General features: G+C 63.4%; 29 protein-coding genes and 1 tRNA gene. 16 read left to right on the plus strand and 14 right to left on the minus strand.

What is annotated here, in order from left to right; genetic code table 11:
- The first annotated feature begins 10 nt into the window (after window positions 1-10).
- Window positions 11-490: a hypothetical protein gene (locus tag QNA11_RS05050; protein ID WP_202071717.1), complete on the plus strand. Its 480-nt coding sequence runs from the start codon at window positions 11-13 to the stop codon at window positions 488-490.
- A gap of 102 nt (window positions 491-592) precedes the next feature.
- On the opposite strand, the gene QNA11_RS05055 is transcribed toward QNA11_RS05050, so the two are convergent.
- Window positions 593-1,468: a branched-chain amino acid aminotransferase gene (locus QNA11_RS05055; protein WP_202071716.1), complete on the minus strand. Its 876-nt coding sequence runs from the start codon at window positions 1,466-1,468 to the stop codon at window positions 593-595.
- Window positions 1,469-1,670: 202 nt separating this feature from the next.
- Between QNA11_RS05055 and QNA11_RS05060 the strand changes: the two genes are divergently transcribed.
- From QNA11_RS05060 to QNA11_RS05070, 3 genes are read left to right on the plus strand one after another with little or no spacing between them, the layout of a single operon-like run.
- Entirely contained in the window at window positions 1,671-2,234 is a 564-nt protein-coding gene (locus QNA11_RS05060; RefSeq protein WP_502867517.1) for a MarR family winged helix-turn-helix transcriptional regulator, read from the plus strand.
- A 6-nt stretch (window positions 2,235-2,240) separates the two neighbouring features.
- Complete coding sequence (locus QNA11_RS05065) at window positions 2,241-3,017, plus strand: response regulator (protein ID WP_283482189.1); 777 nt, start codon at window positions 2,241-2,243, stop codon at window positions 3,015-3,017.
- Between the two features lie 8 nt (window positions 3,018-3,025).
- Complete coding sequence (locus QNA11_RS05070) at window positions 3,026-4,396, plus strand: ATP-binding protein (RefSeq protein ID WP_283482190.1); 1,371 nt, start codon at window positions 3,026-3,028, stop codon at window positions 4,394-4,396.
- Here QNA11_RS05070 and QNA11_RS05075 read toward each other — a convergent pair.
- From QNA11_RS05075 to QNA11_RS05090, 4 genes are all read right to left on the minus strand, one after another.
- Window positions 4,393-5,061, minus strand: a complete 669-nt coding sequence (locus tag QNA11_RS05075; RefSeq protein ID WP_202071711.1) for a helix-turn-helix domain-containing protein — start codon at window positions 5,059-5,061, stop codon at window positions 4,393-4,395. The two genes, QNA11_RS05070 and QNA11_RS05075, sit on opposite strands and share 4 nt — an antisense overlap.
- 72 nt (window positions 5,062-5,133) lie before the next feature.
- Window positions 5,134-5,961 carry a pyrroline-5-carboxylate reductase gene (gene proC / locus QNA11_RS05080; RefSeq protein ID WP_283482191.1) on the minus strand — a complete coding sequence of 276 codons (828 nt, stop codon included), beginning with the start codon at window positions 5,959-5,961 and terminating at the stop codon, window positions 5,134-5,136.
- Window positions 5,958-6,461, minus strand: coding sequence for a type III secretion system chaperone family protein (locus tag QNA11_RS05085; protein WP_202071709.1), 504 nt, complete (start codon window positions 6,459-6,461; stop codon window positions 5,958-5,960). The genes proC and QNA11_RS05085 overlap by 4 nt, the downstream gene beginning before the upstream one ends.
- 340 nt (window positions 6,462-6,801) lie before the next feature.
- Entirely contained in the window at window positions 6,802-7,326 is a 525-nt protein-coding gene (locus tag QNA11_RS05090) for a L,D-transpeptidase (RefSeq protein ID WP_202071707.1), read from the minus strand.
- A 235-nt stretch (window positions 7,327-7,561) separates the two neighbouring features.
- Between QNA11_RS05090 and QNA11_RS05095 the strand changes: the two genes are divergently transcribed.
- The 5 genes from QNA11_RS05095 (at window position 7,562) to QNA11_RS05115 (ending at window position 11,274) form a co-directional block, all read left to right on the plus strand.
- Window positions 7,562-8,425 (plus strand): methyltransferase domain-containing protein, encoded by an 864-nt coding sequence (locus QNA11_RS05095; protein WP_283482192.1) that lies wholly within the window; start codon window positions 7,562-7,564, stop codon window positions 8,423-8,425.
- 358 nt (window positions 8,426-8,783) lie between these two features.
- A complete protein-coding gene (locus tag QNA11_RS05100; RefSeq protein WP_283482193.1) occupies window positions 8,784-9,593 on the plus strand; it encodes an SDR family oxidoreductase in 810 nt (269 codons plus the stop codon).
- A gap of 641 nt (window positions 9,594-10,234) precedes the next feature.
- Entirely contained in the window at window positions 10,235-10,447 is a 213-nt protein-coding gene (locus tag QNA11_RS05105; protein ID WP_283482194.1) for a cold-shock protein, read from the plus strand.
- Between the two features lie 128 nt (window positions 10,448-10,575).
- The gene (locus QNA11_RS05110) at window positions 10,576-10,719 is read left to right on the plus strand and encodes a hypothetical protein (RefSeq protein ID WP_283482195.1); all 144 of its coding nucleotides are present in this window, start codon (window positions 10,576-10,578) and stop codon (window positions 10,717-10,719) included.
- A gap of 309 nt (window positions 10,720-11,028) precedes the next feature.
- Window positions 11,029-11,274: a hypothetical protein gene (locus QNA11_RS05115; RefSeq protein ID WP_202071701.1), complete on the plus strand. Its 246-nt coding sequence runs from the start codon at window positions 11,029-11,031 to the stop codon at window positions 11,272-11,274.
- A gap of 23 nt (window positions 11,275-11,297) precedes the next feature.
- Here the strand turns inward: QNA11_RS05115 and QNA11_RS05120 are convergent, their stop codons facing one another.
- Window positions 11,298-11,663 (minus strand): protease inhibitor I42 family protein, encoded by a 366-nt coding sequence (locus QNA11_RS05120; protein ID WP_283482196.1) that lies wholly within the window; start codon window positions 11,661-11,663, stop codon window positions 11,298-11,300.
- On the minus strand, window positions 11,660-13,078 hold the full coding sequence (locus QNA11_RS05125) for a glycosyltransferase (RefSeq protein ID WP_283482197.1): 1,419 nt from the start codon (window positions 13,076-13,078) through the stop codon (window positions 11,660-11,662). Before QNA11_RS05125 ends, QNA11_RS05120 begins: the two co-directional genes overlap by 4 nt.
- A gap of 9 nt (window positions 13,079-13,087) precedes the next feature.
- On the opposite strand from QNA11_RS05125, the gene rlmN reads away from it, so the two are divergent.
- A complete protein-coding gene (gene rlmN, locus QNA11_RS05130) occupies window positions 13,088-14,269 on the plus strand; it encodes a dual-specificity RNA methyltransferase RlmN (protein WP_283482198.1) in 1,182 nt (393 codons plus the stop codon).
- Window positions 14,270-14,286: 17 nt separating this feature from the next.
- Window positions 14,287-14,919 (plus strand): SGNH/GDSL hydrolase family protein, encoded by a 633-nt coding sequence (locus tag QNA11_RS05135; RefSeq protein WP_283482199.1) that lies wholly within the window; start codon window positions 14,287-14,289, stop codon window positions 14,917-14,919.
- 14 nt (window positions 14,920-14,933) lie between these two features.
- Here QNA11_RS05135 and QNA11_RS05140 read toward each other — a convergent pair whose 3' ends face one another.
- The 4 genes from QNA11_RS05140 to QNA11_RS05155 form a co-directional block, all read right to left on the minus strand.
- Window positions 14,934-15,656, minus strand: coding sequence for a Crp/Fnr family transcriptional regulator (locus tag QNA11_RS05140; protein ID WP_283482200.1), 723 nt, complete (start codon window positions 15,654-15,656; stop codon window positions 14,934-14,936).
- Between the two features lie 37 nt (window positions 15,657-15,693).
- On the minus strand, window positions 15,694-16,227 hold the full coding sequence (locus tag QNA11_RS05145) for a DUF4142 domain-containing protein (RefSeq protein ID WP_283482201.1): 534 nt from the start codon (window positions 16,225-16,227) through the stop codon (window positions 15,694-15,696).
- A 73-nt stretch (window positions 16,228-16,300) separates the two neighbouring features.
- Complete coding sequence (locus QNA11_RS05150; RefSeq protein WP_283482202.1) at window positions 16,301-16,807, minus strand: disulfide bond formation protein B; 507 nt, start codon at window positions 16,805-16,807, stop codon at window positions 16,301-16,303.
- Between the two features lie 135 nt (window positions 16,808-16,942).
- Window positions 16,943-17,521, minus strand: coding sequence for a YqaA family protein (locus QNA11_RS05155; protein ID WP_202071689.1), 579 nt, complete (start codon window positions 17,519-17,521; stop codon window positions 16,943-16,945).
- Between the two features lie 158 nt (window positions 17,522-17,679).
- Here QNA11_RS05155 and QNA11_RS05160 point away from each other — a divergent pair.
- Window positions 17,680-17,764: transfer RNA gene (locus tag QNA11_RS05160), tRNA-Leu, on the plus strand.
- Between the two features lie 73 nt (window positions 17,765-17,837).
- Here the strand turns inward: QNA11_RS05160 and QNA11_RS20725 are convergent.
- Window positions 17,838-18,107, minus strand: a complete 270-nt coding sequence (locus QNA11_RS20725; RefSeq protein WP_502867555.1) for a terminase small subunit-like protein — start codon at window positions 18,105-18,107, stop codon at window positions 17,838-17,840.
- Between the two features lie 142 nt (window positions 18,108-18,249).
- Between QNA11_RS20725 and QNA11_RS05165 the strand changes: the two genes are divergently transcribed.
- A complete protein-coding gene (locus QNA11_RS05165; RefSeq protein ID WP_502867518.1) occupies window positions 18,250-18,681 on the plus strand; it encodes a transposase in 432 nt (143 codons plus the stop codon).
- Window positions 18,682-18,729: 48 nt separating this feature from the next.
- On the opposite strand, the gene QNA11_RS05170 is transcribed toward QNA11_RS05165, so the two are convergent.
- The gene (locus QNA11_RS05170; protein ID WP_283482203.1) at window positions 18,730-19,608 is read right to left on the minus strand and encodes an FkbM family methyltransferase; all 879 of its coding nucleotides are present in this window, start codon (window positions 19,606-19,608) and stop codon (window positions 18,730-18,732) included.
- Window positions 19,609-19,704: 96 nt separating this feature from the next.
- Here QNA11_RS05170 and QNA11_RS20730 point away from each other — a divergent pair, with 96 nt between their 5' ends.
- The 3 genes from QNA11_RS20730 to metK all read left to right on the plus strand — a co-directional run bounded on the left by QNA11_RS20730 (window position 19,705) and on the right by metK (window position 24,900).
- Window positions 19,705-20,001 (plus strand): helix-turn-helix domain-containing protein, encoded by a 297-nt coding sequence (locus tag QNA11_RS20730; protein ID WP_502867519.1) that lies wholly within the window; start codon window positions 19,705-19,707, stop codon window positions 19,999-20,001.
- A gap of 713 nt (window positions 20,002-20,714) precedes the next feature.
- Entirely contained in the window at window positions 20,715-23,735 is a 3,021-nt protein-coding gene (locus QNA11_RS05180; protein ID WP_283482204.1) for a cation-translocating P-type ATPase, read from the plus strand.
- Complete coding sequence (gene metK / locus QNA11_RS05185) at window positions 23,725-24,900, plus strand: methionine adenosyltransferase (protein ID WP_283482205.1); 1,176 nt, start codon at window positions 23,725-23,727, stop codon at window positions 24,898-24,900. Before QNA11_RS05180 ends, metK begins: the two co-directional genes overlap by 11 nt.
- Here the strand turns inward: metK and QNA11_RS05190 are convergent.
- Entirely contained in the window at window positions 24,897-25,340 is a 444-nt protein-coding gene (locus tag QNA11_RS05190) for a hypothetical protein (protein ID WP_283484164.1), read from the minus strand. The two genes, metK and QNA11_RS05190, sit on opposite strands and share 4 nt — an antisense overlap.
- Window positions 25,341-25,342 lie beyond the last annotated feature (2 nt).

A 25,342-nucleotide genomic window follows, 5' to 3' on the forward strand; every position in this document is an offset into this window, starting at 1 on the left:
GGTGAGTAACATGCGTTTTATTTCGATTGTCCGGTCGCTTGCTCTGGCCGGCGCAGCCGCGGGCGGTCTCGCCGCGAGCAACGCCGTCGCACAGGACTTTGCGACGCCCTTCTTCGGCGGCGCCTATGCGCCGGGGCCGAGCTACGCCTATAGCGGTTACAATGGCGGCTACCAAGGCGGTTACGATGGCGCGGTCGGTTATGACCAGGGCTATTATCAGGGCGGCTACCAATATCCGGCCGGCGGCTATGGCGGCGGCGCCTATCGTCGCGCAGCCTACAGCGCCGCCGACGTCTATCGGAACGCCGGCTATTCCTACGGCCGGACCTATGAGCGCGCCTATGTCGTGCCGCGGACGGTCTATCGGCCTTATGTCCGCACGCATTACGTGCCGGTGACGACTTACCGCACGTACAATACGGTCTCCTATCGGCCGGTCACGCAGTACCGGGTGGTGCGCAAGCGCTGCCACTGCGAAACGATTTACTAAAAAGCAAAGCGGCGGCCCAAAAGGCCGCCGCGACATTCTTAAGACCGCGAGCCTTCAGGCTCGCTTTTTTATTGCGCGCCTGAAGGCGCGCGGTCCGAATACTCAGGCGTGGATCTCTTTATTGTAGTCCTCGACCATCGCCCGCGAGACGGCGCCCGGCGTGAAGCTGTATTTTCCGCCGATCTCGGAGACCGGGGTGACTTCCGCGCCCGTGCCGCAGATAAAGCATTCGTCGAACGACGCCATCTCTTCCGGCATGATGCGGCGCTCGATGATCTCGATTCCGCGGCGCTTGGCGAGGTCGATGACCGTGCGCCGCGTAATGCCGTCCAGGAAGCAGTCGGCGATCGGCGTATGCAGCGCGCCGTCCTTCACGAAGAAGACATTGGCGCCGGTGCATTCGGCCACCCTGCCCTGCCAGTCGAGCATCAGCGCATCGGCGTAGCCGCGCCGCTCGGCGCGGTGCTTCGAAATGGTGCAGATCATGTAGAGGCCGGCGGCCTTCGCCAAGGACGGCGCCGTGCGCGGGTCCGGGCGGCAATATTCGGCGATGTCGAGCTTGATGCCCTTCATCTTTGTGGCGATGTCGAACATGCTCGGCCAATCCCACATCGCAATGGCGACATGGATAGTCGAGTTCTGCGCGGCGACCGCCATCATCTCGCTGCCGCGCCAGGCGACAGGGCGAACATAACAGTCGGTGAAATTATTCGCCTTCAGCGTCGCGTCTTTGGCCGCGACCAGCTCTTCGACGCTGTAAGGAATCTCGAAGTCGAGAATTTGCGCCGAATTCTTGAAGCGCTCGGAGTGCTCGACCGACTTGAAGATTTTGCCGCTATAGGCGCGTTCTCCCTCGAAGACGCAAGAGCCGTAATGGAGGCCGTGTGAGAGAACATGCAGCTTCGCGTCGCGCCACGGGACAAGCGCGCCGTTATACCAAATGAATCCGTCGCGCTGATCGAAGGGCGGAACAATCATGGCAAGCTCCGGGAAATGGCGCCTTGACAAAGGCCCGGCTGGCCGCATGGGCGCGCGACGGAACCACTAGCCATCGGCCAGAAATATGTCAATATAGCTGACGTAAATTCGAGAGGACCGCGAGCCTTCAGGCTCGCTCTGATCCGAGATGCGAGCCTGAAGGCTCGCGGTCCAATCAACAAGGCAGGCGAGGAAACGCGTCTTGAGCGAGCTTCTCGAGCGAAAGATCGCCCCAACGGCCAACGCCCTTGTCCCGCCTGGCGGCGCCCGGCCGGCGCGCCGTCTGGAAGAAGACGCCGAGGCGCTCGATCTGGTGGAGCTTTTCTTCTTTGCTTATCGCGACTTTGTCGGCGACGCCGACCGCCTGTTGGAGAACTATGGGTTCGGGCGGGCGCATCATCGCGTGCTGCATTTCGTCAGCCGGCGGCCCGGGCTCACCATCGCCGCGCTGCTCGATATTTTGAAAATCACCAAGCAGAGCCTCAATCGCGTTCTGAAGCAGCTCCTCGACGCCGGTTTCGTGGAAGCGCGCGCCGGCGCCGTCGACCGGCGGCAGCGGCTGCTTTACCCCACGCCGCGCGGCGCGCAGCTTGCCCGCGAGCTGGCGGCGCTGCAATCGGAGCGCTTCCGCCGCGTCATGGAGGAGCTGGCGTCCCCGGCGCGCGAGGCTGCGGCGGAGTTCCTTTTCGCCATGATCGACAAGGACGAACGCGAGAGGGTGCGCGCGCTTCTGGGCCGGCCGGACCTCGGCCGCGAGGGACGGTGAGCGCCCATGCGCGCCTCGCCGCCGCTGCGCGCGGCCTCCTCGCAAAATCCAAGCGCCGGCGCGAAGGGCGCACATATTCTCGTCGTGGACGACGATCGCCGAATCCGCGCGCTTCTGACACGCTATCTGATGCGCGAAGGCTATTTCGTCAGCGCCGCCGCCGACGCGCGCGAAGCGAGCGCGCTCCTGGTAGACTTCGCCTTCGATCTCATTGTGCTCGACTGCATGATGCCCGGCGAAAGTGGGACGCAATTCGCCGCGCGGCTGCGCGAGGGGCCCGAGCCCTTGCGATCGGCTCCGATCCTCATGCTCACGGCGCTGCACGAGACACGAAATCGCGTCGAGGGACTCGAGGCGGGCGTCGACGACTATCTCGCCAAGCCCTTCGATCCGCGCGAATTGTCCCTGCGCATCGCCAGCATTTTGCGACGCGCGCGCCGGCCCGAGAGCGTCGACCCCCTCGTGCGCTTCGGCCCCTTCGCCTATGATCCTGCGCGCGCCGAGCTTGCCACGCAGGCCGGCGAGGCGGTGCGGCTCACGACCCGCGAACGGGACATGCTGCAGATTCTGGTCGAACATGCCGGCGCCATCGTTTCGCGCCAGACTCTCGCCAGTCGCGAGTCGGAGCCCAAAGCTGCGGAGCGGTCGGTCGACGTCGAGATCGCCCGCTTGCGCCGCAAGATCGAGCTCGATCCCGGTGCGCCGCGTTATTTACAAACCGTGCGCGGCCAGGGATACCGGCTTGTCGTCGACGCGCCGCGCGCGCGGAAAATGCAGAGTTAGAGGCGCCCATGTCCGTCGTGATTGCCGATGTTCTTTCCGCGCCGCGTCAGGCATGGCGCCGTTTCGCGGACTGGCTTCATGCGCGCATGCCGAAGGGCCTTTACGCGCGCGCGCTGCTGATCGTCATCCTCCCCGTCGTGCTGCTGCAGTCGGCTGTGGCCTATGTCTATATGGAGCGGCATTGGGAGGTCATGACCTACCGCCTCTCCGGCGCAGTGGCGCGGCAAGTGGCGACAATCGTCGACGTCTATCAGACGTTCCCCGACGACGCCGCCCATAGTCAGCTTCGGCGCATCGCGGCGCTCGACCTGAACGTGGAGCTCTCTCTCCTGCCTAAGGAGCCGCTGCCCGAACCGCTCGCCAAAAAGCCGATCTTCTCCTTGCTCGACAAAGCGCTGTCGATCGAATTGTCGCGCAAGCTGCTGCAGCCCTATTGGATCAACACCGGCTTTTCCAGCGATCGCTTGGAAATCCGTGTCGCCATGAATGACGCGACCCTGCGGATGCTCGTCTTCCGCACCCACGCCTATGCGTCGAACTCCTATATTTTCTTTATGTGGATGGCGATTGCGTCGGTCATCATCCTCGCGATCGCCACGTCGTTCCTGCGCAATCAGATCCGTCCCATCCTGCGGCTGGCGCATGCGGCGGAGGAGTTCGGCAAGGGTCGCGACGTGCAATTCAGCCCGCGCGGCGCGCGCGAGGTTCGCCAGGCCGGAGCGGCCTTTGTGGAGATGAAGCGCCGTGTCGAACGCGCGATCGAGCAGCGAACCACCATGCTCAACGGCGTCTCGCACGATTTGCGCACCATCATCACGCGATTCAAGCTCTCGCTCGCCTTGATGGGCGAGGCGAACGAAACGAGCGAGATGCGCAAGGACGTCGATGAGATGGAGCGCATGGTCGAGGCCTATCTCGCCTTCGCGCGCGGCGACGGCGGCGAGACATCCACGCCGACGGATATCAAGGCCATTCTCGAAGAACTGAAGGCGGACACGGAGCGGCGCGGCGAGGCGGCCACGCTACACGTCGAAGGCGACCCGATCGTCGTCGCGCGACCGGCCGCGATCAAGCGTCTGCTCGCTAATCTCGTCGGCAACGCCCAGCGCTACGGCAAGGCGTTGGCGTTTTCTCTTGTAAATGACGGCGAGTCGATGATCGTCCATATCGACGACGACGGGCCGGGAATTCCGGTCGAGCGGCGCGAAGACGCCTTCCGCCCCTTCTACAGGCTCGATGAATCGCGCAATCAGGACAGCGGCAATTCGGGACTTGGGCTGGCGATCGCGCGCGACATTGCGCGCTCGCATGGCGGCGACATCACCCTCGACCGCAGTCCGCTGGGCGGGCTGCGGGCGACGGTGACGCTGCCGATTTAGGCCGAATGGTGCGGATATTCGTCTTCCGCGTGGCCATGGCGGCGACGGCGCATTCCGCCGCCGAATTCGAAGAGCCGATTCGCCATATCGGCGAAGGGCCGCGCGAAGCGGGCGACGTCCTCGACATGCTCGACATAGCGTTCGCCGCGGGCGATCTCGCGATCGAGCGTCTCCAGCGCGAAGGAGAACCCGTCCTGGAACCAGGCGTCGAGCACCCTGCCCCAGGCCATCGCCAGACCTTGCAGCTTCAACGAGCCGACCGGGCCGTCGCAATCGATGTCGGCCGCCTCCAGCATGAAGCGCATGGAATTGAGGGTTTCGCGATTGAGCGCGGCGCCGGTCAGCGGGTCGCGCGTCGACCAGCGGAAGATGCTGGCGAGCGCATCGCGATGGGGCTCCAGCACCTCCAGCCGCTTGCGCAGCACCTCGTAAAGCCGATCGCGCGCCGGATCGTGTGAATCCTGGGCCGAGACGGCCTCCAGCACGTCGCGGTCGATCCGCCGGTTGAAGCCGCCGATGATCGCTCCCTTCGAGGGGAACTGATCGCGCAGATCCGCGAGCGAAATGCCTGCCTCATGGGCGATATCGGTGAGGCTGACGTCGCCGAAGTCGCGGCGCGCCGCCAGCCTCAAAGCGGCGTCGATCACCCTGTTTCGGACGCTCATCTTCGTTCTCCGATTGTCTATTGTCTTGCGGCGTAATTTATTGCTCCGCCGCCGAGTGGCAAGCGGGATTGCTCAGCCGGACAGCTCGCCGGCGCGCTTTTTCGCCGCCGTGACCGCGCGAGACATCAAGGGCGCGAGGCCCTCCTCGGCCATCAGCACGGAGAGCGCCGCGGCCGTTGTGCCGCCCGGCGAGGTGACGCGCTGCCGCAAGGTCTCGGCGGAAACATCCGCCTGCCGATGCAGGAGCTCGCCGGAGCCTTCTATGGTGGCGCGGGCGAGTCGGGCGGCGAGATCCGCCGGCAGGCCCGCCTCGACGCCTGCGGCGGCCAGACATTCCACCAGATAGAACACATAGGCCGGGCCGGAGCCCGAGACAGCCGTCACCGCGTCGATCAGCGGCTCGTTTTCGACCCATTCGACCTGGCCCGCGGCGGCGAGCAGCGCATGCGAGAGGGCGCGCTGCGCCTCGCTCGTCTCGGGGCTCGCAAAAGCGCCCGTCACACCGCGCCCTATGGCGGCCGGCGTATTGGGCATGGCCCGCACGATGGCTTTGGCGGCGGGCAGGCGCCCAGCGATGTCGGCGATGCGCTTGCCCGCGAGAATCGAAACGACGACCGACTGAGGCCCCACGAAAGGCGCAGCCGCCGACGTCCCGGCCTCCAGCATCTGCGGCTTGATGGCGAGGATCACCGCGTCGCGCGCGCCGCCGACCGCTGCGCCGTCGCCGAGCAAATAGCCTTTCGCCGCGCAAAGCGCCTGCAGGCGCTCGGAAGGGTTTGGATCGACCACCACGACGCGATCGCCGGCAAGCCCCTCGGCCGCCCAGCCCTCGAGCATGGCGAGCCCCATATTGCCCGCCCCGATCAGCGCGACGGTCTTACCCTCGAGCGCCCGGTTCACGCCTCGCCCTTCGTCTCGAAATTGGCGGCCTCCAGCGCTTCCTTGGCGGATTTGCCCGCCCAGAGGACGAATTGGAATGCCTGATAATAACGCTCGCAGGATGAGAGCGCATTGTCGAGCAGCGCCGCGCATTGCGGGGCGGAAGGCTGCGCGCCCCCGGAGAGGATCAGGCCATGGCGATGCATGGCGACGTTCTCTTGCGGCCAGAAATCGAAATGGCCGATCCACATCTGCTCATTGATGGCGTTGACGAGCGCCATCACTTCGCGGCGGCGCCGCTCCGGCGCCTTGAGGTCGAAGGCGCAGCTCACATGCAGCGTTTCGAGATGCGGAAGCCAGGTGAAGGCGACGTGATATTCGGTCCAGGCGCCCGAGACAGAAATGCAAATCTCGTCATCGTCTTCGCGATCGAACGACCAATCATTCGTGGCGGCCAATTGCTCCACGACATCCACTGGATGTTCGGCGCGTTCGATTTCTTTTTCTGTAGCGATCAGCATAGCCAACCTTCATCGGAGTGTCAGCAGGACGCGGCGACCAACAGCAACATAATGTGACGCATCACGAAGCGTCGAGTAACAGGGGCGTCTCCAGACGAATCACCTGCCTGAGCCACTATACTCCACCTATCCGCAAACGCATGACGATCGCCATTGGCGCGTCAACTTGGTGCGCAGACTGCGGGATTCGGCTTCCGTCGTCTATGGCCGCGACGCCCTATTCCACAGATAGACGCCGGAGCCCCCAGAAAAAACCTTGGAGAACTCCGGCCGTTACTTTCCGCGCCTGAATTATCTAATGTTTTTGCAACTTTGCCGCGCGCCGGGCCTGTGGATAGGATCAAGGCTGCATGATGACAGGCGATCCGACGCTGACCCGGGAATAGAGATCGACGACATCCTCGTTCAGCATGCGGATGCAGCCGTAGGATGCCGCGGTGCCGACAGAGGCGCGCATTTTCGCCGTCGTGCCATGGATCGCGACCTCGCCGCGGTCGAGCGTCAGCGCGGCCACGCCCATCGGATTGCGGGGCGAGCCGCCGGGGATGAGGTTCGGGAGCTCGGGGTGGTCGGCTCGGACGACCGCCGGCGGCGACCAGTCCGGCTCGTAATATTTGCCGTCGACGGCGGCGTAGCCCGCCCATTCCTTGCCGCGCTTGGGCACGGCGACCGGATAGCGGATGGCGACGCCGGGGCTCACCACATAAAACAGCCTGCGCTGGCTGGCGCTGATGACGATCGTGCCTGGCTCGACGCCGGGCGCGAAGGCGACGGTGTCGCGCGCCGAAGCGGCCTGCGGCAAGATGGCGAAACCGAGCGCCGCAGCGGCGCCGAAAAATACGGCTTTGAGGGACGAGCTACGCATGGGACTCACCTTTGACTGGCCGCTCGACACGGAAGATTCGGATGCTTTGCATTTTAGCTTCAGCTATGGCCTTGTCTAAGCGTTCCGCCTCTTGCGGTTAGGGCTTAACCTTAAGGTTTTCTGCATGTTGCGCTCATGCAACAGCGGTCTTCGCCTTTATTTAGCCCTCTCTGCGCCAAAATCCGTGTGGGCGCGCACTTGCCCCTTCGTGGCGGCGGGGCGTTAGGAAAACACGATGGAAAAACAGAGCTCTCCGCCGAAAATTTTTGATCGCGCGCTGCTGCATGCGCGGCTGCGACGGGCGCTCGCCAAGGGCGCCCCTGACTTCCTGCTGGCTCGGGCGGCCGACGACCTTCTCGACCGGCTTCTAACCGTTAAACGCGCCTTCCCGCGTTCATTGGATTTGGGGGCGCCCGCCGAGCATTTTTCCCAAGCGATCGTCGCCAGCGGCCGCGCCGCGCCGTTGCGGGCGAGCCGGCTCGGCGGCGCCGTCATCGCGGACGAAGAGGCCCTGCCATTCGCGCCGGCCTCATTCGACCTCGTCGTCTCCGGGATGGCCCTGCAATGGGTGAACGATTTGCCGGGCGTCTTCGCCCAGGTGCGCCGCATCCTCGCGCCGGATGGGCTGTTTCTGGCTTGCCTGCCCGGCGGCGCGAGCCTCGTGGAGCTGCGCGTAGCGCTGGCCCAGGCCGAGGAGGAGCTGACCGGCGGCGCAAGCCCGCGCGTCTCGCCCTTTGTGGACGTGCGCGACATGGGCGGGCTATTGCAGCGCGCCGGCTTCGCCCTCCCCGTCTCCGACATCGACAGCTTCACGCTGCGCTACGACTCGGTCTTGGGGCTGATGGCGGATTTGCGCGCCATGGGCGCGGCCAATGTGCTCGTCAAGCGCGCCGGGCGCCCACTACGCCGCGACGTGCTGGCGCGCGCCGCGCAGATCTACGCCGAGCGCTTCTCGGACCCGGACGGGCGCGTGCGCGCGAGCTTCGAGATCGTGTGGATTTCCGGCTGGGCGCCCCACGAGAGCCAGCAGAAGCCGGCCAAGCCCGGCTCGGCGACCATGCGGCTGGAAGATGCGATGAAGGCGGGGCGGCGGGAGTGAACGCCGCTAAGCAGCTTTCGCTTGGGAAATGAGTCCCGCGACGATCATCTTCGTCTTTTCCGAGGAAAGAATATTTTTTACGGGCTGCGACAAACTGCTGATTTTGGACCTTTATCATCTCATGTCTAAGGAATCTATCTCCAGAATTCCAGGAAACATTATGATGTTTGGATAGTAGTACGATATCAAGGCACTGCATTCCATGCTGTGAAACCGACATCGCGATCAAGACATAGCCGCGATCTCGACACAAAGCTCCATTATTGCACCGCTCGCGGTAAGAATACTCGCTTATCCGTTGTATCAGACTTCATCTTGGCGTTCTTCCCGAACGCTACTACGGAAAGATTTCTTCTCTATGACTTCCACGACCCAAGACTCCAGAGTCGTATTGGTTACTGGCGCTTCCTCCGGGATCGGAAAATGTTGCGCCGAGCGTCTCGCCGGCGCGGGCTGGCGCGTGTTCGGGGCGTCGCGCTCTGCGCCCGCCGCTGAGCGTTATGACGTGTTGCGAATGGACATCGCGGATGACGAGGCGGTCGAGAGAGGCGTCGCGCATATATTGGCCACATGCGGCCGCATCGACGCCATCGTCAATAATGCGGCTGTCAATTTACGCGGTTCGGTCGAGGACGTTCCGATGGCCGAAGGTCGCGAGATCATGGAGATCAATTATTTCGGCACGCTGAGAGTGTGTCGGGCGGCGCTGCCCGCCCTGCGGGCGCGGAAGGGCTCTATTATCAATATAGGCTCCTTCGCCGGCTCGATCGGCACGCAGTTTGGCGGTCATTACGCCGCGTCGAAATATGCCGTGCAAGGCGTGACCGAAAGTCTACGACGCGAACTTGCGCCATTCGGCGTACGGGTCACGAATATTTCGCCGGGTTTTTTCCGGACGGGAATGTCCGAAAACGTCGTCGTTTCGGACTCGATGCAAGACGGCGCCTATGCCGAGCGGTTCAGCCGCTTCATGAAAAACGCAGATAAGTTCATGAAGAACATGACCACGCCCGAGCCCGTCGCCGCGCTGGTCCAGGAGATATTAGAGAGCCGTAATCCCAAGGGATATTACTTCATTGGTCCCGCCTACCAGCGCGCCGTGTTGCTCGCGAAAAGGCTCCTGCCACAAACGGCGTTCGAGGCGATCATGGATCGCGTGCTCGAGTAATCCTGACCGTCAGCGCGGCGGGCGATTGCTTCCGGCTTTAGGGAGTGAAAGGGCGCCAGAACATCAAAACAGGCATGTGCGCGAGAACCTCTAACTTCGCAACGTGATACCATTTTCGTTTGAAAGGCTGAAAGCCCGACCGGGAACCCAGAGCCGGTTTTGCTCAGGCCCGTCATTGCGAGCGAAGCGAAGCAATCCAGGGCGGCGATGCGGCGCTGGATTGCTTCGTCGGCTCCGCCTCCTCGCAATGACGGCGGTAATTCCGATCGCTCGTTTTGCGAGCGGCATGATCAACACCGAACCAATCAAGCGGATCTCGTATCAGGCGCGTAATTCCGCGCAAGAATGGCGGCTGGCATGATCGCAGCGAAAATCTTCCCGGGGCGCAGCGCTGAAGCTTAGCTGAACAGGCGCCGAGAAGGAAATTTTGAACGAAGATATTACCTCACCAAAATATTTCTCGAAGACAACAATTGTAATTCCAGAAGATAGGATTATGTTGATACCATCGGGTTTCGGCCGGACGTTCGTACTTTCTCTCTTGCCCCTGGCAAGTCGGCTTGTGACCTCCTCTCCAGAACTTTGATTAACTGCGGCGGCGAACCTTCGCCCCGCGCAACTGCTCCTGGAAAGGACATCTCATGCAAGTTGGCGTCGTCAAGTGGTTCAATGCGAACAAGGGTTTCGGCTTTATCCAGCCTGACGCCGGCGGTCCCGACGTGTTCGTTCACGTGACCGCGATCGAGCGCGCCGGCCTCCCCTCGCTCGTCGAGGGGCAGAAGGTCGGCTACGAGCTTTTCGTCGATAAGCGCAGCGGCAAGTTTTCCGCTGACCAGCTTCAGCTCCAGTGCTGAGCTATCTCACGCCTTTAGGCCGACCGCGGATGTACCGGCGGTCCATTGGTGAGGGGTTCGGAGGGCGGCGACTGGGTTCGCCGCTCTCCCAGTAAAATCGCGCTCTCCAACACCAAGGCGTAATGGACATGTCCAAAGAGCAACGCCGCGGCAATCGCGAAGCGAAAAAGCCGAAAAAAGACAAATCCGCCAGCGCGCCTCTCCCGGCGAGCGACTCGCCATGGGCCACGGTCGAGAAGTTGAAATCCCGTGACCTCAGCAAGAAGAAATAACCACAAACCACCGAGAGCGCGAACATGAGCGACTATATCGGCATCGGCGCGCGCGAACGCTTTCGAAGCGCTAAAGCAACGGCCGCTGCGACCCACAAGTTCGATGTAGGGGCGCTTGTCTCCCACCGGATCGGCGCGTCGTCGGAGCGTAGCCTATTCCGCGTGACGCGCCATCTTCCGGATGGCGGACAGGGACTGCAGTACCGCGTCCGATCAGAAAGGGATGGCCAGGAGCGCGTCGTTGTCGAAGCGTCTCTTCAGCGGGACATGCCTTAAGCTTATCCTAGAGCAACTGCTTTGGAGGCGGAAATGGATGCAGCGGATTATGCGTCGGAAGCCTCGCTCTATTACGCGAAGAACACGCAGCGAAAGCAGAAATCCTTGGTCTACCGGAAATTCACGGTGGCGGCGGAGGCGATCCGTTTCGCCGTCGAAGAACTCTCGCCCCAGACCCTCAGCGGCTGCTCGCTGGAAGTGAACGACGTGCATTATTTCGGGCGCGAGATCCGCCCACTTTACGACGACGGCGCGTTTCCATTGCCCCGTCGCGGCTGAGCAAGAATGCGCTCCAGCTTTTGCTAGGGCGCAATCTCCAAAACCATCCGCCGGGTCTCGGCCGGGGCCTGCTCCCAGGGCCGCTGGTAGACAAACTGGATCGTCGCCGTTCCCGGCTTGAGCGCGCGAATTGTCCAGCTATGCGTTCCCGGCGCGCCGGGCAGGCTCTTTCCGGCCTTGTGGCCGTTATTGGAAATCGCGAGAAGATCGAGCCCCGCGCTGGCGCTCGAATCGATGCGCCAAATATATCCGGTCGAGGGATTTTCTTTGTTGGAGACGCTGAACGTCTCGCCGGGTTTCATCCGATGCGCCTCATCCGCCAGGGCTTGCAGGCTCGCCGCGCCGAGGCCGAGGTAAAAAGCCACAAAAAAAGCGACGCGTTTTCTCATGCCAATGCCTCCTCCTGCGCCAGCGCGCGCTGGGCGATAAGCGCTGCGATCCGCAGCGCCGCCAGCGCCGCCCCATCCTCGCGCCCAGCCTCCTCGGCCATGGCGGAGGCCCGAGCCTCATAGCCCGCATCGAAGGCCGCGAGCTCTTCATACAATGCCTGCGCCGTCGCCGTCTTGCCGTCCAGCACGCGGGCGACGCCGAGCCTTTGCAGCCGCTCGGCATTGTCGAACTGGTCGCCGAGAAATGGCGTCACCAACTGCGGCCGTCCGGCGCGCAGCGCCTGCCCTGTCGTGCCGATGCCGCCATGGTGGACGACCGCGCGCGCCCGCGGGAAGACCAGCGAATGCGGCGCATAGGAGGAGACGTGAATATCCGCGTCCAGATCGCCGGCAAGCTCCGCGACGTCGTCCTCATGCGCGAGCAGCACGGCGCGCCGCCCAAGCCGGCGGGCGGCGTCGATGCAATCGCGGTAGAAGTCGCAGCGCGCCCGAACGACGAAGCTGCCGAGCGTGAAAACGATCGGCGCTTCGCCAGCGTCGAGAAAGGCGGCGAGCGCCGGCGACAGCCGCCCGCCTTCGAGATAGCGATCGTGGAAGGTGTGCCCGGCAATCAAGGTCCGCCGCCCGTGATCCGGCTGCGGCGGCGCTAGCAGCGGGCTGAACAGGCCGACGACCGCGTCGCTGGATTTCACGCCGAGCAGCAGGTCCAGCCCATAACGAGGGTCGAGCCCGACGTCCCGACGCAGCCGACGCAAGGGCTCGGCCCAAAGCGCGATGGCGTGGGAGAGCGACCAGAGCAGGAAGCGGTTATAGACGATCTCGATCGGCCAGGCCGGGGCGCTGCGCAGCGGCATGCGCGAGCCGAGCGGCGGATCATAAGCCGAATAGAGCATCATCGGCGAGAGCAGCGCCGTGACGAGCGGCAGGCCGTGCCGCTCCGCCGCAATCCGCGCGGCGAAGGCGAGGCTGTGCGAGACAACCGCGACGGCGCCCTCGCTCGCCAGGAGGAGATCCTCGTAGCTCTCCCGAAGATGCGGGAAAATCAGCGAGTCGAACAGGAACTTGTCGTCCTCCGACATTTTACGGGCGATCTCGCCCATATCCATGCCGAGCCGCGCGGTGAGATCGTCGGCGTCGGGCCGGATGGGCGCGAACGCGATCCCCTCGCCCTGAATATAGTCGGCATAGGCGGCGCTGGTCGCGATGACGGGCGCGAAGCCCTCGCGCGCCAGGGCGTGCGCAAGCGCCACGAAGGGATGCAGATCGCCGAGCGACCCGAATGTCGCAATCAGGATTTTTCGGGGAGACAGAGTGGCGGCCTTTTCTTTCTCTGGATAAATCGCCCAAAAAAGCGCATCTGAAAGCTTCGAACTTGAAATGCCGGCCGCCCGAACCCGACAAGCCGGGCCAGCCAAAGGTAGAATATGACTTTCTCACAGACCATCGCCGCCGAAAAGCCCTCGCTTGCCGGCATGACGCGCGCTGAAATCGGCGACGCCCTGCGCGCGCTGGGCCTGCCCGAGCGCGAAATCCGCATGCGCGTCTCGCAGATCTGGCACTGGGTCTATTTCCGCGGGGCGCGGGAGTTCGGCGAGATGCTGAACGTCTCCAAGACCCTGCGCCAGACGCTCGACGCCGCCTTCGAGCTGCGCCTGCCGCAGATCGTCGAGGAGCAGATTTCGGTCGACGGCACGCGCAAATGGCTGCTGCGGATGCAGCCCGTCGACGCGCTCGACAAGGGCGCGGAAGTCGAGTGCGTCTATATCCCCGAGAGCGACCGGGGCACGCTTTGCGTTTCCTCCCAAGTCGGCTGCACGCTCAATTGCAGCTTCTGCCACACCGGCACGCAAAAGCTCGTGCGCAATCTCACGACCGCGGAGATCGTCGGCCAGCTTCTCGTCGCGCGCCAGCGGCTCGGCGATTTCCCCGACCGCGAGCGCCCGACAGACGGCCTCGTTCCCATGGGCGAAGGCGTGCGTGCGGTCTCCAACATCGTCTTCATGGGCATGGGCGAGCCGCTCTACAATATCGACAATGTCATGGCCGCGATCGATGTGATGGCGGATGGCGACGGGCTCTCGCTCAGCAAGCGCCGCATCACCGTCTCGACCTCGGGCGTCGTGCCGCAGATCGAGCGGCTCGGGGCCGATTGCGGCCCGGCGCTGGCCATATCGCTGCACGCCGTGCGCGACGATCTGCGCAATGTGCTCGTGCCGATCAACAAGAAATACCCCATCAAGGAGCTGCTGCAGGCCTGCCGCGACTATCCCGGCGTCAGCAACGCCAGGCGCATCACTTTCGAATATGTGATGCTGAAGGGCGTCAACGACAGCCCTTCGGAAGCGCGCGAGCTGGTGCGGCTCTTGAAGGGCGTTCCGGCCAAGATCAATCTCATACCCTTCAATCCCTGGCCCGGCGCGCCATATGAGTGCTCGGATTGGGAGACGATCGAGCGCTTCTCGGACATCGTCTTCAATGCGGGCTACGCCAGCCCCGTGCGCACGCCGCGCGGCCGCGACATTCTCGCCGCCTGCGGCCAGTTGAAGAGCGAGACGGAGAAGCTGCGCGCAAGGGCGCGGCTGGCGGCGCAGGAGGCGGCGGAGTAACCACGGCGGCGGGTCGCATGTCGCATCTTGTTCTTCTCGGCGACTCGATCTTCGATAACGGCGCCTATACGGCCGGCGCGCCGGCAGTGATTTCTCAAGTGAGGAAGCGCATCCCTATCGGGTGGCGCGCGACGCTCGCCGCCGTCGACGGCGCGACGATGGCCGATGTGGCCGCGCAGCTCGCGCAGCTTCCGGCCGACGCCGACCGCCTCATTCTGAGCATCGGCGGCAATGACGTCTTGCAGCAGGCCGATATTCTGGGCGCGCCGGTGACCACCAGCGCCGAGGCCATCGAGTTGATCGGCGCCGCGGCGCGCCGTTTCGAGGCCGCCTATCGCGACATGCTGCGCCCTTGCCTGCAGATCGACCGCCACACGACGATCTGCACCGTCTATTCCGGCAATTTTCCCGAGCCGGCGTTTCAGCGCATCGCCGAGATCGCGCTGACGCCTTTCAACGACGCGATCATCCGCATCGGCGTCGAGCATGGGCTGACCATCCTCGACCTGCGTCTCATCTGCAGCGCGCCCACGGATTACGCCGGTTCGATCGAGCCCTCGTCCATCGGCGGCGGGAAGATCGCAGAGGCCATCGTCAGCGCGGCGAAGAACGACAGGAGCTGGCCGCGCAGCGCGCGAATCATCGGATGAACCGCGGCCCCGGATCAGCTCGTTAAACTCTGCAAACCATCGAGATCGAGGAGCGTTATACGGCCCTGCATCGTCTCGACCAATCCGCGCGCGGCCAGCCCCCGCAGAACCCGCGACACAACCTCTCTCGAGGTCGAAAGATGACGCGCGACCTGCTCTTGAGTCACCTCGACATTGGCTTCGCCTTTCGAACGACGCAGGAGGAAGGCGGCGACGCGGGCTTCCACACCCTGCGACGCCGTCTCTTCCATCAGCGCCATCAGCTCGACAATGCGGCTGGAGAGAGCGTCGAATGTAAATGCTTGAACGGCCGGTTCGAGCGTCAAGAGGCGGCGATAGACGTCTCCGGGGACGATGCTGATTTCCGTCTCCCCTTCACTCTCCACCCAGGCCGGATAGGGATGGCGCGAGAACACGCAACTGATCGCCAATATGCAGGATTGGCCGGGGTCCACCCAATATAGCGTCCCCTCCCGGCCTTCGGCGTTGACGTAATAGATTCTTAGCGCGCCGCGCTCGACCAGATAGGCGCCCGCCACCATATCGCCGCGGGCGACAAGCTGTGCGCCGCCAGCACAGGAGATATGGCGCACCGACGCGCCCAAGAGCTTGCGTCCTTCGGCGGATAATTCGCCGAGCGATGGAAAGAGCCGAAGGGAAGGAAAAGTCATCCGCCGATCATAGTCGGCTTCGGACTCGCGCGTCGACACAGCGGCGAATGACCTTCTTTCACGCATGATTGCCGGTCCCGTTCGGCTCTATGCAATTTCTCGTTTAGCGAGAGCCAACTTCACGCGCCATCGCGCGCGTTTGCGAAAGATGCCCCTCGAAGGCCGGCAAAATTTCGTGCAAATGGGCGCGCAACTCCCCGCAGCTCGCCGCCGGCTCGAGCAGCTTTTTTGCCGCGTCGATGGCGCCTGCGTGAAAGGCCTCTTCATGGCGCAAATAGGCCTTGTCGAATTCAGCGCCTTGCAGCGCCGCGAGGCTCTGCATCGCCGCCGCATGGTCGCTCGCCGCCGCGACGCGCCCTGCTGGCGTCGTCGGCGTAACCCCGCATTTCCGGGCGAGGTCATAAGCGGCTTCGCGCACGCCTATATGGTCCGCGGCAACGTGAGAGGCGAGCTTGCGAAGCGCGGCCGACGTCCCCTGAGCGCGCGCGAGCAGCGCGGATTCGATGTCGAAGCTGTTGACCTGAATGTAGATCCCTAAAATCTGCCCATCATCGAGGCCCGCCGCTTGAGCGGGGACGCTGGCGGATAGCCACAGGCCTGCCGCCGCGACGATTTGCAGGAATGTCAGTTTTTTCATGGGAACGCCTTCCGGTTCGGACCGCTATCGAGGCCGGTGTAAGGCGAAGGCTGCTAGAAGGCTGGAACTAAAGTCACACGCTGATCACGGGAGTGCGTTTCGGCCATGCGGCAAGGGCAGCCGCTCCCGCCAGCGCCGCCGTGATCAGCACATTCCAATTCGCCAGCGTCAGCCCCAGCACGTAGAGCGAGGGCTCGTCGCAGCGCACGACCTTCACGGTCTGAAGCTGCTTCATGAAATCCGCCATGGAGCCCGCCCGGTCGACCGCGCCGGAGCAGTCCGAAGGGCCGGCGAAAATCTTCCACTCGACGCCGGAGTGATAGACAGAAAGCGCGGCGTCGCCGGCAAAGAGCAAGGCGAGCAGCAGAAAAGCGCCGCGCGCAAGCCCCGCCCTGCCCGCCCGCGCGGCGAAGCCCGCCAGCGGCGCCAGCGCAAAGGCCGCGTAATAGGGAATGCGCTCCTTGTAGCAGAGCTCGCAGGGCAGATAGCCGAGGGATTCGTAAAGCCACGCGCCGCCGATGGTTGCGACGGAGGCGGCGAAAATGACTGCGGCCAGAGCCTGTCTTCTATCGAGGTTCATTCGGGACAATCCCCCGGCCCCTCACCCAGCCTCTCCCCGCGCGCGGGGAGAGGAGCCGCGCCGGCGCCGTTCTAGTTCCTCTCCCCGCTTGCGGGGAGAGGTCAGGTGAGGGGCTCGGGGCGCGATCGAGAAAGATCAAAACATCTTCGCCGCAAGAGCGAAGCCGCCGACGACGATCGCCGCCATCACGCTAACGAAGAGGCCGAAATGGCTCTCGAGCTTCGCGCGTATGGCGTCGCCAAAATGGTTGATCGCCGCCGCGAGAATGAAGAAGCGCGCGCCGCGGGTGATGAGCGACAATCCGATGAAGAGCGGGAAATTATAGGCGAGCAGCCCCGAGACGATCGTCACCAGCTTGTAAGGAATGGGCGTCAAGCCCTTCACCAGAATGAAGATGGCCCCCCACTGGGCGTAAAAGGCGCGCAGGCTCTCCATCTTCTCGGTGTAGCCGTAGAGATTGATGAGCCACAGGCCGATGGTGTCGTAGAAGAGCGCGCCGAAAGCATAGCCGAGCGCCCCGCCCGCGACCGAGGCGATGGTGCAGAGCAAGGCGAAATACCAGGCCTTTTTGGGCTCGGCGAGCGTCATCGGCACGAGGATCACGTCCGGCGGCACCGGGAAGAAAGAGCTTTCCGCAAAGGCGATCGCCCCCAGCGCAAAGGGCGCGTGCTTGCTGGCGGCCAGCGACATTGTCCAGTCGTAAAGCTTTTTCATTTTGCCTCGTGAGGTCGGGCCCAAGGCCGTCTAACGCCTGCCGGCAGCGCTTAGCACGAAAACTTTGACCAAAGAAGGAGAGCGCCGGGTTGACGCAGCGCGGCGCCTCGCTAATATCCGCGCCGCTCGCTGGGTCGATTCACAACCGGCCGCGACGGGCCCCTGTGGCGGAATTGGTAGACGCGCTCGACTCAAAATCGAGTTCCGCAAGGAGTGCTGGTTCGACTCCGGCCAGGGGCACCAAGTGTCTAAATAATTAACAATTATTTGTGCAAATATATCGTGATTAGATCCCTCAGTCAGTCCCACACTTTGATCAAGTAACTGCCCTGCTATCACTCTCTGCTCGGCCACTACCAGCGCTGCTGTGATGCTGATCCGCGTCTTGGTCGTGTTTACGTCCAGACGCTCGCCATACATCTTTGGGTAGAGCTTTAGCAGCCAACCACTTCCTCGTATCCACGCGCAGGCGCTGCTGCTGGACCCATGCTCCTCGCTCTTTGCCCTCTAAATAATCGGGCATCACCGCGTCAGCAAGGCTGAGGATTTCTTCGGCAAGCCGATCGGCCAGATCTTGCAGGCGGATCGATACTGCTCGCGCAGGTCAGCGTCCTCACGAAAATGTAGCTTCGCTGTAGTGTAGGACGGCGCTGGGCTGACGGACAGCAGAGCGGACTTGAGAGACGCCCCGTCAGTGATGGCGTCTGAGACGGCTGGGCAATAAATTTATGCGCTCCTGTCAAAGGGAGGGGGCATGGGCCCTGAGACCTACAGTTTACCGATATAGAGTCCACGGACAAAGTACGAAGACCTACGACCGTCCGATCAACGCCGCTCTGTTCGAGGAATGGGTGGAAAACTGCCTCGTTCCGACGCTCTCGCAAGGCGACATCGTCGTCATGGACAATCTGCCCGCCCACAAGGCGCCGCGCGTCGGGGAGTTGATCGAAGCGGCGGGCGCCGAGCTGCGCTATCTCCCGCCCTACAGCCCCGACATGAACCCGATCGAGAAGGCTTTTTCAAAGTTGAAGGCGCATTTGCGAAAAATCGCCGAGCGAACCATCGCCGCTTTGATGCGAACGCTCGAAACCTGCGCCAACATCTTCAGGCCCACCGAATACGCAAACTACTTCGGCGCATGCGGATATGAGCCGCCTTGATCGGAGCCCGCTCTAATTTTGCTTTTAGCAGTATCAAAGATAACGAAGCTATGGCGTCGACATGCCTAGTGTCTTGCGCAACTCGGACACCAATTCTATGTCTCCGGACTTTTTTAGAACCTCTAGAGATAAGTCCCAGAAACCATAGCAACCGGCCAACAGTGCTGCTCGTATAGCTTGTGGTCTGAACAACGGGTCAATACGTGAAGGCGGATATGATGCCCTAACGTATTGGGCCTGCGCCCAAAATAGTTGTCCGGCAGGAATTTTCCCAAAGAATGGACTGTATGGTTCAGCAGAGATGAAAAATGAACTTTCCGCTGCAGGAACAATCTCTGGGGCGTAGTGTGATAAATTTTCCAATTTCCAAAGTACAAAACCATGTTTACGTAAGTATCCATCAACCTCAAAAAACAACGGCTGTCCTTCGTAGAGAGTATTAAATTCAACTTCTATGTCTACAATGGAGCAGTTTTCCAATGCGTTATTCGCACCCTTAAGCGCATTAAGCTCGTATCCTTGGATATCTAATTTAATGCAATCAATCCTATCCCATTGCAAATCACTGACTATATCATCTAATGGCCGACAAGAGACGCGAGCTACCGAACGCGGAGTTATATCTTTTAAGGAGGGGAACAATTGATATAACGAACTTACTGGAGGGTAAGCCGAACTGCAAGCAGGCTGCTCAGTAATAAAAATATCTAACTCTCCCCAATGATCACTTAGCGCTATTGGTTGGTAGTAAATATTATTTGGAGAACTTGCTTGAAGGTTTTTGCACTCTTGTATGTCTGGCTCAAAGCAGAGCACTTTTGAATGCGCTAAAATTGCATCCCATCGCTTGTGCACCCCCCACCGCGCTCCTACATCTACGAGCCTCAGTTCTTCAGAGGCCGAAATAAGCAACTCAATAGGTCCCATTATCTTTTCCCTTATTTATTGAAGTGCGCAGAAGAAGTTGTCGTCGGCCGAATTTTGCATTCTTTTTTTCATTTCCACAAAGATAAGGCGGCGGGCATGGCGCTTTCCTGCGATCTTCGCAAACGAGTGGTGGAGGCAGTGGTATCGGGCGGGCTGTCGCGCAACGCCGCGGCCAAGCGTTTCGGGGTGAGCATCGCCAGCGCAGTGCGCTGGGTCAAGCATTTCGAGGCGACGGGAGAAATGCCCTTGGGAGGCGACCGGCGCTCCGGCCGCATCGAAGCCCATCACGACTACCTCATGGGGCTGATCCGGCGCCGCTTTGATGCGAACGCTCGAAACCTGCGCCGACATCTTCAAGCCCACCGGCCGAAGATATTTTCGAGCCGGGCCTGATCCGATTGTCGGAAAAATGGCCCGACGCGGAGTCGCTGGCGCGCCATCTGCAAGCGCCGCACATCGCCCCCTGGCGCACTGTCTGCCGCGACCAGGGCCTGATCGAGCGGGCCTTCACGGCTTTCGAGGCAAGAAATCCTCGCGAAGTCTGAGGCGCCAACCGCGGACCGGCTAGCCATTCCGGGCGGGGTGTGGCTCGACGCGCGAATAATCACTTCGCCCCCTTGGGCGAAGGCTTGTCGAGAAGCCAAGCTCAGATGTGTTTGTGGAAAGAATCTCCGGGCCGCTCTGCATCGCTATGGCGCACGGGAGGTCACCCGCCAAACAGAGACGCGCAAAAAGCATCGCTCAACCGGAAACAAGTTGCAGGGCGATTATGAACGCCGCAACGAGAACGGAGAGCATAATTGCGTAAGAGATTTCCTCTCGAATGAACATGTGCCCAGCATCCTAGCCCAAAGACGCGCCTAATTGTCGCATCATTTTTGAGAAAGCGCGAGCCGGTCATTTTGATCCGCCGGGCGATTTCGCACCACCGAGGAATCGATCGAAGGCGCGTCGCGCTCCGTATAAACGGCCCGGTCGCTCCACGCGCTAAATAGGCCTCGCGAGAAATGCGTCGGCGCTGTCGCCTGCGGCGCAGGCGCACGCGGCGCCTATTTGTCATCTACGCGGAATAAGCAAACACCGACGATACGAGCCTGGTTACGCGGATGCTCCTGTCGAAGCTTGACCTCTCCGTCGACGCCGACGCGGCCATGGGCGCATGGATCGCGCACGAGGCCGTTCCTGGCCGCGTTCGGCTTCGGCATCCGACCCTCCTCGGGCGGGACGAGCAGAGGCTGCAAATCGAAAAGGCGCTGCGACGGGTTCCGGGCGTCGGGAGCGTCAAGACCAACGGGCTGACGGGATCGGCGCTGATCGCCTTTCATCCGCCGGCGACGGCGCAATCGCTTTCACGCGCGCTCGACGCGGCGGCTCAGGAGGCGGAAGCTTACGCCCCTCCCCCCGGAGCAACGGCGGCTGCATCGCCGAAAAGACTTTCCGAGGAGGCAGACGCCTGCCACGCGGAACCCCTCGCGGCGCTCGTGGCGCGGCTGGCGACGCTGCCCGCCGCCGGGCTGAGCGCCGAGGAAGCGGCGGCGCGAATCGCCAAATGGGGTCGCAACGAGCTGCGCCCCGCAGAGCGTCGCTCCGCCGCGGCGATCTTCGCCGAGCAGATGGCCAGCCTGCCGGTCGCCTTGCTCGCCGTCTCGGCGGCATTGTCGCTTGCAACCGGCGGGATCGCCGACGCCGTCATGATCGCAGCCGTCGTCGTGGTGAACGCAAGCATCGCCACGGTCACGGAGCGCGAAGCCGACCGCACCGTCCTCGGCATGATTGCCGAGAAGCGGCAACTGGCGACTGTCATCCGCGACGGCGTCAGGCAATCGATCGATCCCGCCGCTTTGACGGTCGGCGACATTCTCGTGATCGAGCGCGGCGCTTCCGTGCCGGCGGATGCGCGCCTGATCGAGAGCGACGACCTGAGCGTCAACGAGGCGCCGCTCACCGGCGAGGCGCATCCGGCCGCAAAGGACGCGCTGGCGTTGCTGCCGGTGAAAACCCTGGTATCCGATCGCCGCAACATGGTCTTTCGCGGCACGGCGGTGACGGGCGGCTCCGGCGCCGCGATCGTCACCGCCATCGGCGCGCGCACGGAAATCGGCCGCGTGCAAGAGCTGATCGGCGCCGCGCGGCCGCCTGAAACCCCGATCCAGCGCGAGCTCGGCGAAGTCGGACGCGAGCTGGTGATCATCAATGGTCTGATCTGCGCGAGCGTTTTTGCGCTCGGCGCTTACCACGGCCATCCGCTCGTGCGCACGCTGCGCAGCGCGATCTCGCTCGCGGTCGCCGCCATTCCGGAGGGACTCCCCGCCGTCGCCACGACGACTCTGGCGATCGGCGTGCAGGACATGCGCAAGCGCAAAGTGCTGGTGCGCAAGATCGACGCGGTCGAGACGCTGGGCGCCGTCGAGGTCGTCGGCCTCGATAAGACGGGAACGCTCACGCAGAACCGCATGGCGGTCGAGGCGCTCCATCTCGACGGCGCAATGCTCGACTTGCAGGGCGACCGTTTGCTCAAAGACGGCGAAGAAACCGACGGCGCCCTGCGGGAGCTGGCGCGCCGGCTCTTCGAAGTGGCGACCCTCTGCAGCGACGCGGTCGCAATCCGCACCGGCGACGGCGTGACATTCGACGGCACGCCGACCGAGATCGCCTTGCTGGCCGCCGGCGTCGCACTCGGCGCCGATCCGGTCGATCTTCGGCAATCGACGACGGCCATGACGAGCGCCGCGCGCGGCGAAGGCCGCAAGCGCATCAGCACGCTGCACGAGACCCGCGATGGCGCGCGTCTGCTGTGCGTGAAGGGCGATCCCGCGGAAGTGCTGGCGCGCTGCGCGTGGCGACGCAGCAGCGACGGCGTCGCTCCATTGGACGACGACGCCCGCGCGGCGGCGCTGAAGGCCAATGAACGCATGGCCGGCGACGCGCTGCGCGTCCTCGGCGTCGCCTATCGTGAGGACGGCGGCGATCCGCGCGACGAGCGCGATCTCGTCTGGCTCGGCCTCGCCGGCATCGCGAACCCGATCCGCGCCAGCGTGCGACCCGCGCTGAAGCAATTGCACCGCGCCGGCGTGCGCACGGTCATGATCACGGGCGACCAGAGCGCCACCGCCTTCGCCATCGCGCGCAATCTCGATCTCAATGACGGCGGCGAGCTGCGCGTTCTCGAAGCCGGACAGATCGCCAATATGCCGCCCGAGCTTCTCGAAGCGCTGGCCACGCAGCCACATGTCTTCGCGCGCGTCAGTCCCGTCGACAAGCTCAACATCGTCCAGGCGCTGCAGTCCGGTGGCCGCATTGTCGCGATGACGGGAGACGGGGTGAACGACGGGCCGGCGCTTCGCGCGGCGGATGTCGGCATCGCCATGGGCGGCGAAGGCGCCGACGTCGCGCGCCAAGTCGCCGACATTGTTCTCGCGACCGACGATATGGACGGCATCGTCGAGGCGATAAGGCTCGGCCGCGCGACCTACGCCAATATTCGCAAAGTGCTGCGCTATCTCGTCTCGACCAACGCTTCCGAAACCATCGCGATGCTCGGCGCGGCGCTGGTCGACGCCAGGGAGCCGTTGACGCCGATGCAATTGCTCTGGCTCAATCTGGCGACGGACGCCCTCCCCGCGCTCGCGCTCGGCCTCGAGCCGCCGGAGGCCGAGGTTCTCGACCAGCCGCCGCATGATCCCGGCGCGCCGATCATGGGCGCGAACGACTTCCGCCGCGTCCTGCGCGAAGGCGCCGTCATCGGGGCAGCCGCGCTTCTCGGCTATTACAGCGCCGGCGGCTCCAATGGGCATGCGCGCGCGAGCACGATCACTTTCCACGGGCTGACCTTCGCCCAATTGCTGCATGCAATCGCTTGCCGGTCCGAGACCCGCGGCCTTTCGGCGGAAATTCGCCGCCAGCCCAACCTCCGGCTCTATGGCGGCGTCGGCGTGTCCCTGCTCGCTCAATGCGCGGCGCAGTTTCTGCCGCCGACGCGGCGGCTTCTCGGGCTTGCGCCGCTCGGCCCGGGCGACATTCTGCGTATCGGCGCCATCGCCATCAGCAGCGCGCTCGCCAATGATTTTCTGGGCTATCTGGTCGAGCGCGCCGCCGCCCGCCACGAGGGAGAAAGCCATGTCGGCTGACATGATCTTCACATCCCAGTCGGTCACGCCCGGCCATCCCGACAAGCTCTGCGACCAGATCAGCGACGCGGCGGTCGACGCCTTGCTGAGAGAGGACGAAACCGCGCGGGCCGTGGTGGAATGCGCTCTCGCCACTGGCGTCCTGTTTCTCGCGGCGCGATATGCGGCCGACGCCCGGGTCGATCTGCCCTCGCTCGCGCGCAAGATCATCATGGACGCCGGCTATGTCTCGAACGGGTTCGACGCGCGCAACTGCTCGATCCTGACGAGCTTGACCGAGCTTCCGCTTTCCACCCGCGAGGCCGAGTCGCCGGGAGACGCGCCGGAGGCAGTCGCGCGCAGGGTGGCGCATGAACAGGCGAATGTTTTCGGCTATGCCTGCCGGGACACGAGCGAGCTGATGCCGGCGCCGATCAGCTACGCGCATAAAATGGCGAAGGCTTTGGATACGGCGCGCCGCGGAGGCTTTCACGCCTTGTCGCCTGACGCGAAAACGCAGGTCTCCGTGCAGTATCGGGACGGACGCCCAGTGCGTATCCACAGTCTGTCGCTGACCGTCGCGCTCGACGACTCGGCCGCGCCGGACGCGCAGGATCATCTGCGCACTTTGGCGCTCGACGCCTTGGCGGGCAATGACGTCAGGCCGGATGGCGGGACGCAGGTCATCATCAATGCAGGCGAGCCCCTCGACATCGGCGGTCCCGGGCGCCACGCGGGATTGACCGGGCGCAAGAACGGGATCGATTCCTATGGGGAGATCGCGCGCATGAGCGGTTCGGCGCTTTCGGGCAAAGACCCCTCGCGCATTGAGCGCGCCGGCGCCTATGCCGCGCGCTACGCCGCCAAGAACATCGTCGCCGCCGGATTGGCCGAGCGTTGCGAAGTCCATTTGGCCTATGCCATCGGCCAGGCGGAGCCGCTGAGCCTGAGCGTCGAGACCTTCAATACCGGCAAGTTCAGCGACGAGGCGATCACTAAACGTCTCGCCGCGATCATCGATTTCCGCCCCGCCGCCATCGTGAAGCGTTTTTCACTCCGAAGCCGGCCGAAGGCCGCCGGCGCCTCCGGCTTCTATCTGCCGCTTGCAACCTATGGGCATTTCGGACGCGACGATCTCGCGCTCCCTTGGGAGGCGATTGATTTGGTCGAGGCCCTGCGCGGCTAGATCATGGCGTCGTCGCCGCTCTCGGGCGACCGCCAGACGCCGGCGAGATGGCCGGCGTACCACAGCAGCGTAAAGGCAGGCGGAAAGAACTTTTCCCGCGTCACCTGCCAGAGCGCGAGCCCGACCAGCGCCAATGCGACGAGCGCCTTCGGATCGAACTCGACCGGCTTGTCCGTCTTCGTCGCGGATCGCGCCTTGCCGATTGCGAAAAGCCCCGCTTCCAGCGCCGCCTCGCTGACCTTCTCGAGCGCGTCGCCGTGCTCGATGAGCACGCTGCCGGTGAAGGGCCGCGCCGCCACCTTGTAGACGCCCGGCAGCGCGGACAGACCGCTGGAGACAGAGGCAAAAAAGTCCGAGTCGCCAAGGCGGTCCGGGAACCGCAGACGGGCCCGGCCCGGCATGGCGTGCGCGATTTCGGCGATTGGCAGGCCGGCGCCCATGC

Origin of the sequence: Methylocystis sp. JR02 (genome assembly GCF_030063565.1) — a bacterium.
Taxonomy (GTDB): domain Bacteria; phylum Pseudomonadota; class Alphaproteobacteria; order Rhizobiales; family Beijerinckiaceae; genus Methylocystis; species Methylocystis iwaonis.

Bases quoted from the DNA above. Each gene is read 5' to 3' on its own strand.
- QNA11_RS05050 (WP_202071717.1), top strand. From the start codon at position 11: ATGCGTTTTATTTCGATTGTCCGGTCGCTTGCTCTGGCCGGCGCAGCC.
- QNA11_RS05055 (WP_202071716.1), bottom strand. From the start codon at position 1,468: ATGATTGTTCCGCCCTTCGATCAGCGCGACGGATTCATTTGGTATAAC.
- QNA11_RS05065 (WP_283482189.1), top strand. From the start codon at position 2,241: ATGCGCGCCTCGCCGCCGCTGCGCGCGGCCTCCTCGCAAAATCCAAGC.
- QNA11_RS05070 (WP_283482190.1), top strand. From the start codon at position 3,026: ATGTCCGTCGTGATTGCCGATGTTCTTTCCGCGCCGCGTCAGGCATGG.
- QNA11_RS05075 (WP_202071711.1), bottom strand. From the start codon at position 5,061: ATGAGCGTCCGAAACAGGGTGATCGACGCCGCTTTGAGGCTGGCGGCG.
- QNA11_RS05085 (WP_202071709.1), bottom strand. From the start codon at position 6,461: ATGCTGATCGCTACAGAAAAAGAAATCGAACGCGCCGAACATCCAGTG.
- QNA11_RS05090 (WP_202071707.1), bottom strand. From the start codon at position 7,326: ATGCGTAGCTCGTCCCTCAAAGCCGTATTTTTCGGCGCCGCTGCGGCG.
- QNA11_RS05095 (WP_283482192.1), top strand. From the start codon at position 7,562: ATGGAAAAACAGAGCTCTCCGCCGAAAATTTTTGATCGCGCGCTGCTG.
- QNA11_RS05100 (WP_283482193.1), top strand. From the start codon at position 8,784: ATGACTTCCACGACCCAAGACTCCAGAGTCGTATTGGTTACTGGCGCT.
- QNA11_RS05105 (WP_283482194.1), top strand. From the start codon at position 10,235: ATGCAAGTTGGCGTCGTCAAGTGGTTCAATGCGAACAAGGGTTTCGGC.
- QNA11_RS05110 (WP_283482195.1), top strand. From the start codon at position 10,576: ATGTCCAAAGAGCAACGCCGCGGCAATCGCGAAGCGAAAAAGCCGAAA.
- QNA11_RS05115 (WP_202071701.1), top strand. From the start codon at position 11,029: ATGGATGCAGCGGATTATGCGTCGGAAGCCTCGCTCTATTACGCGAAG.
- QNA11_RS05120 (WP_283482196.1), bottom strand. From the start codon at position 11,663: ATGAGAAAACGCGTCGCTTTTTTTGTGGCTTTTTACCTCGGCCTCGGC.
- rlmN (WP_283482198.1), top strand. From the start codon at position 13,088: ATGACTTTCTCACAGACCATCGCCGCCGAAAAGCCCTCGCTTGCCGGC.
- QNA11_RS05135 (WP_283482199.1), top strand. From the start codon at position 14,287: ATGTCGCATCTTGTTCTTCTCGGCGACTCGATCTTCGATAACGGCGCC.
- QNA11_RS05140 (WP_283482200.1), bottom strand. From the start codon at position 15,656: ATGCGTGAAAGAAGGTCATTCGCCGCTGTGTCGACGCGCGAGTCCGAA.
- QNA11_RS05145 (WP_283482201.1), bottom strand. From the start codon at position 16,227: ATGAAAAAACTGACATTCCTGCAAATCGTCGCGGCGGCAGGCCTGTGG.
- QNA11_RS05150 (WP_283482202.1), bottom strand. From the start codon at position 16,807: ATGAACCTCGATAGAAGACAGGCTCTGGCCGCAGTCATTTTCGCCGCC.
- QNA11_RS05155 (WP_202071689.1), bottom strand. From the start codon at position 17,521: ATGAAAAAGCTTTACGACTGGACAATGTCGCTGGCCGCCAGCAAGCAC.
- QNA11_RS05165 (WP_502867518.1), top strand. From the start codon at position 18,250: ATGCGCTCCTGTCAAAGGGAGGGGGCATGGGCCCTGAGACCTACAGTT.
- QNA11_RS05170 (WP_283482203.1), bottom strand. From the start codon at position 19,608: ATGGGACCTATTGAGTTGCTTATTTCGGCCTCTGAAGAACTGAGGCTC.
- QNA11_RS20730 (WP_502867519.1), top strand. From the start codon at position 19,705: ATGGCGCTTTCCTGCGATCTTCGCAAACGAGTGGTGGAGGCAGTGGTA.
- QNA11_RS05180 (WP_283482204.1), top strand. From the start codon at position 20,715: ATGCTCCTGTCGAAGCTTGACCTCTCCGTCGACGCCGACGCGGCCATG.
- metK (WP_283482205.1), top strand. From the start codon at position 23,725: ATGTCGGCTGACATGATCTTCACATCCCAGTCGGTCACGCCCGGCCAT.
- QNA11_RS05190 (WP_283484164.1), bottom strand. From the start codon at position 25,340: ATGGGCGCCGGCCTGCCAATCGCCGAAATCGCGCACGCCATGCCGGGC.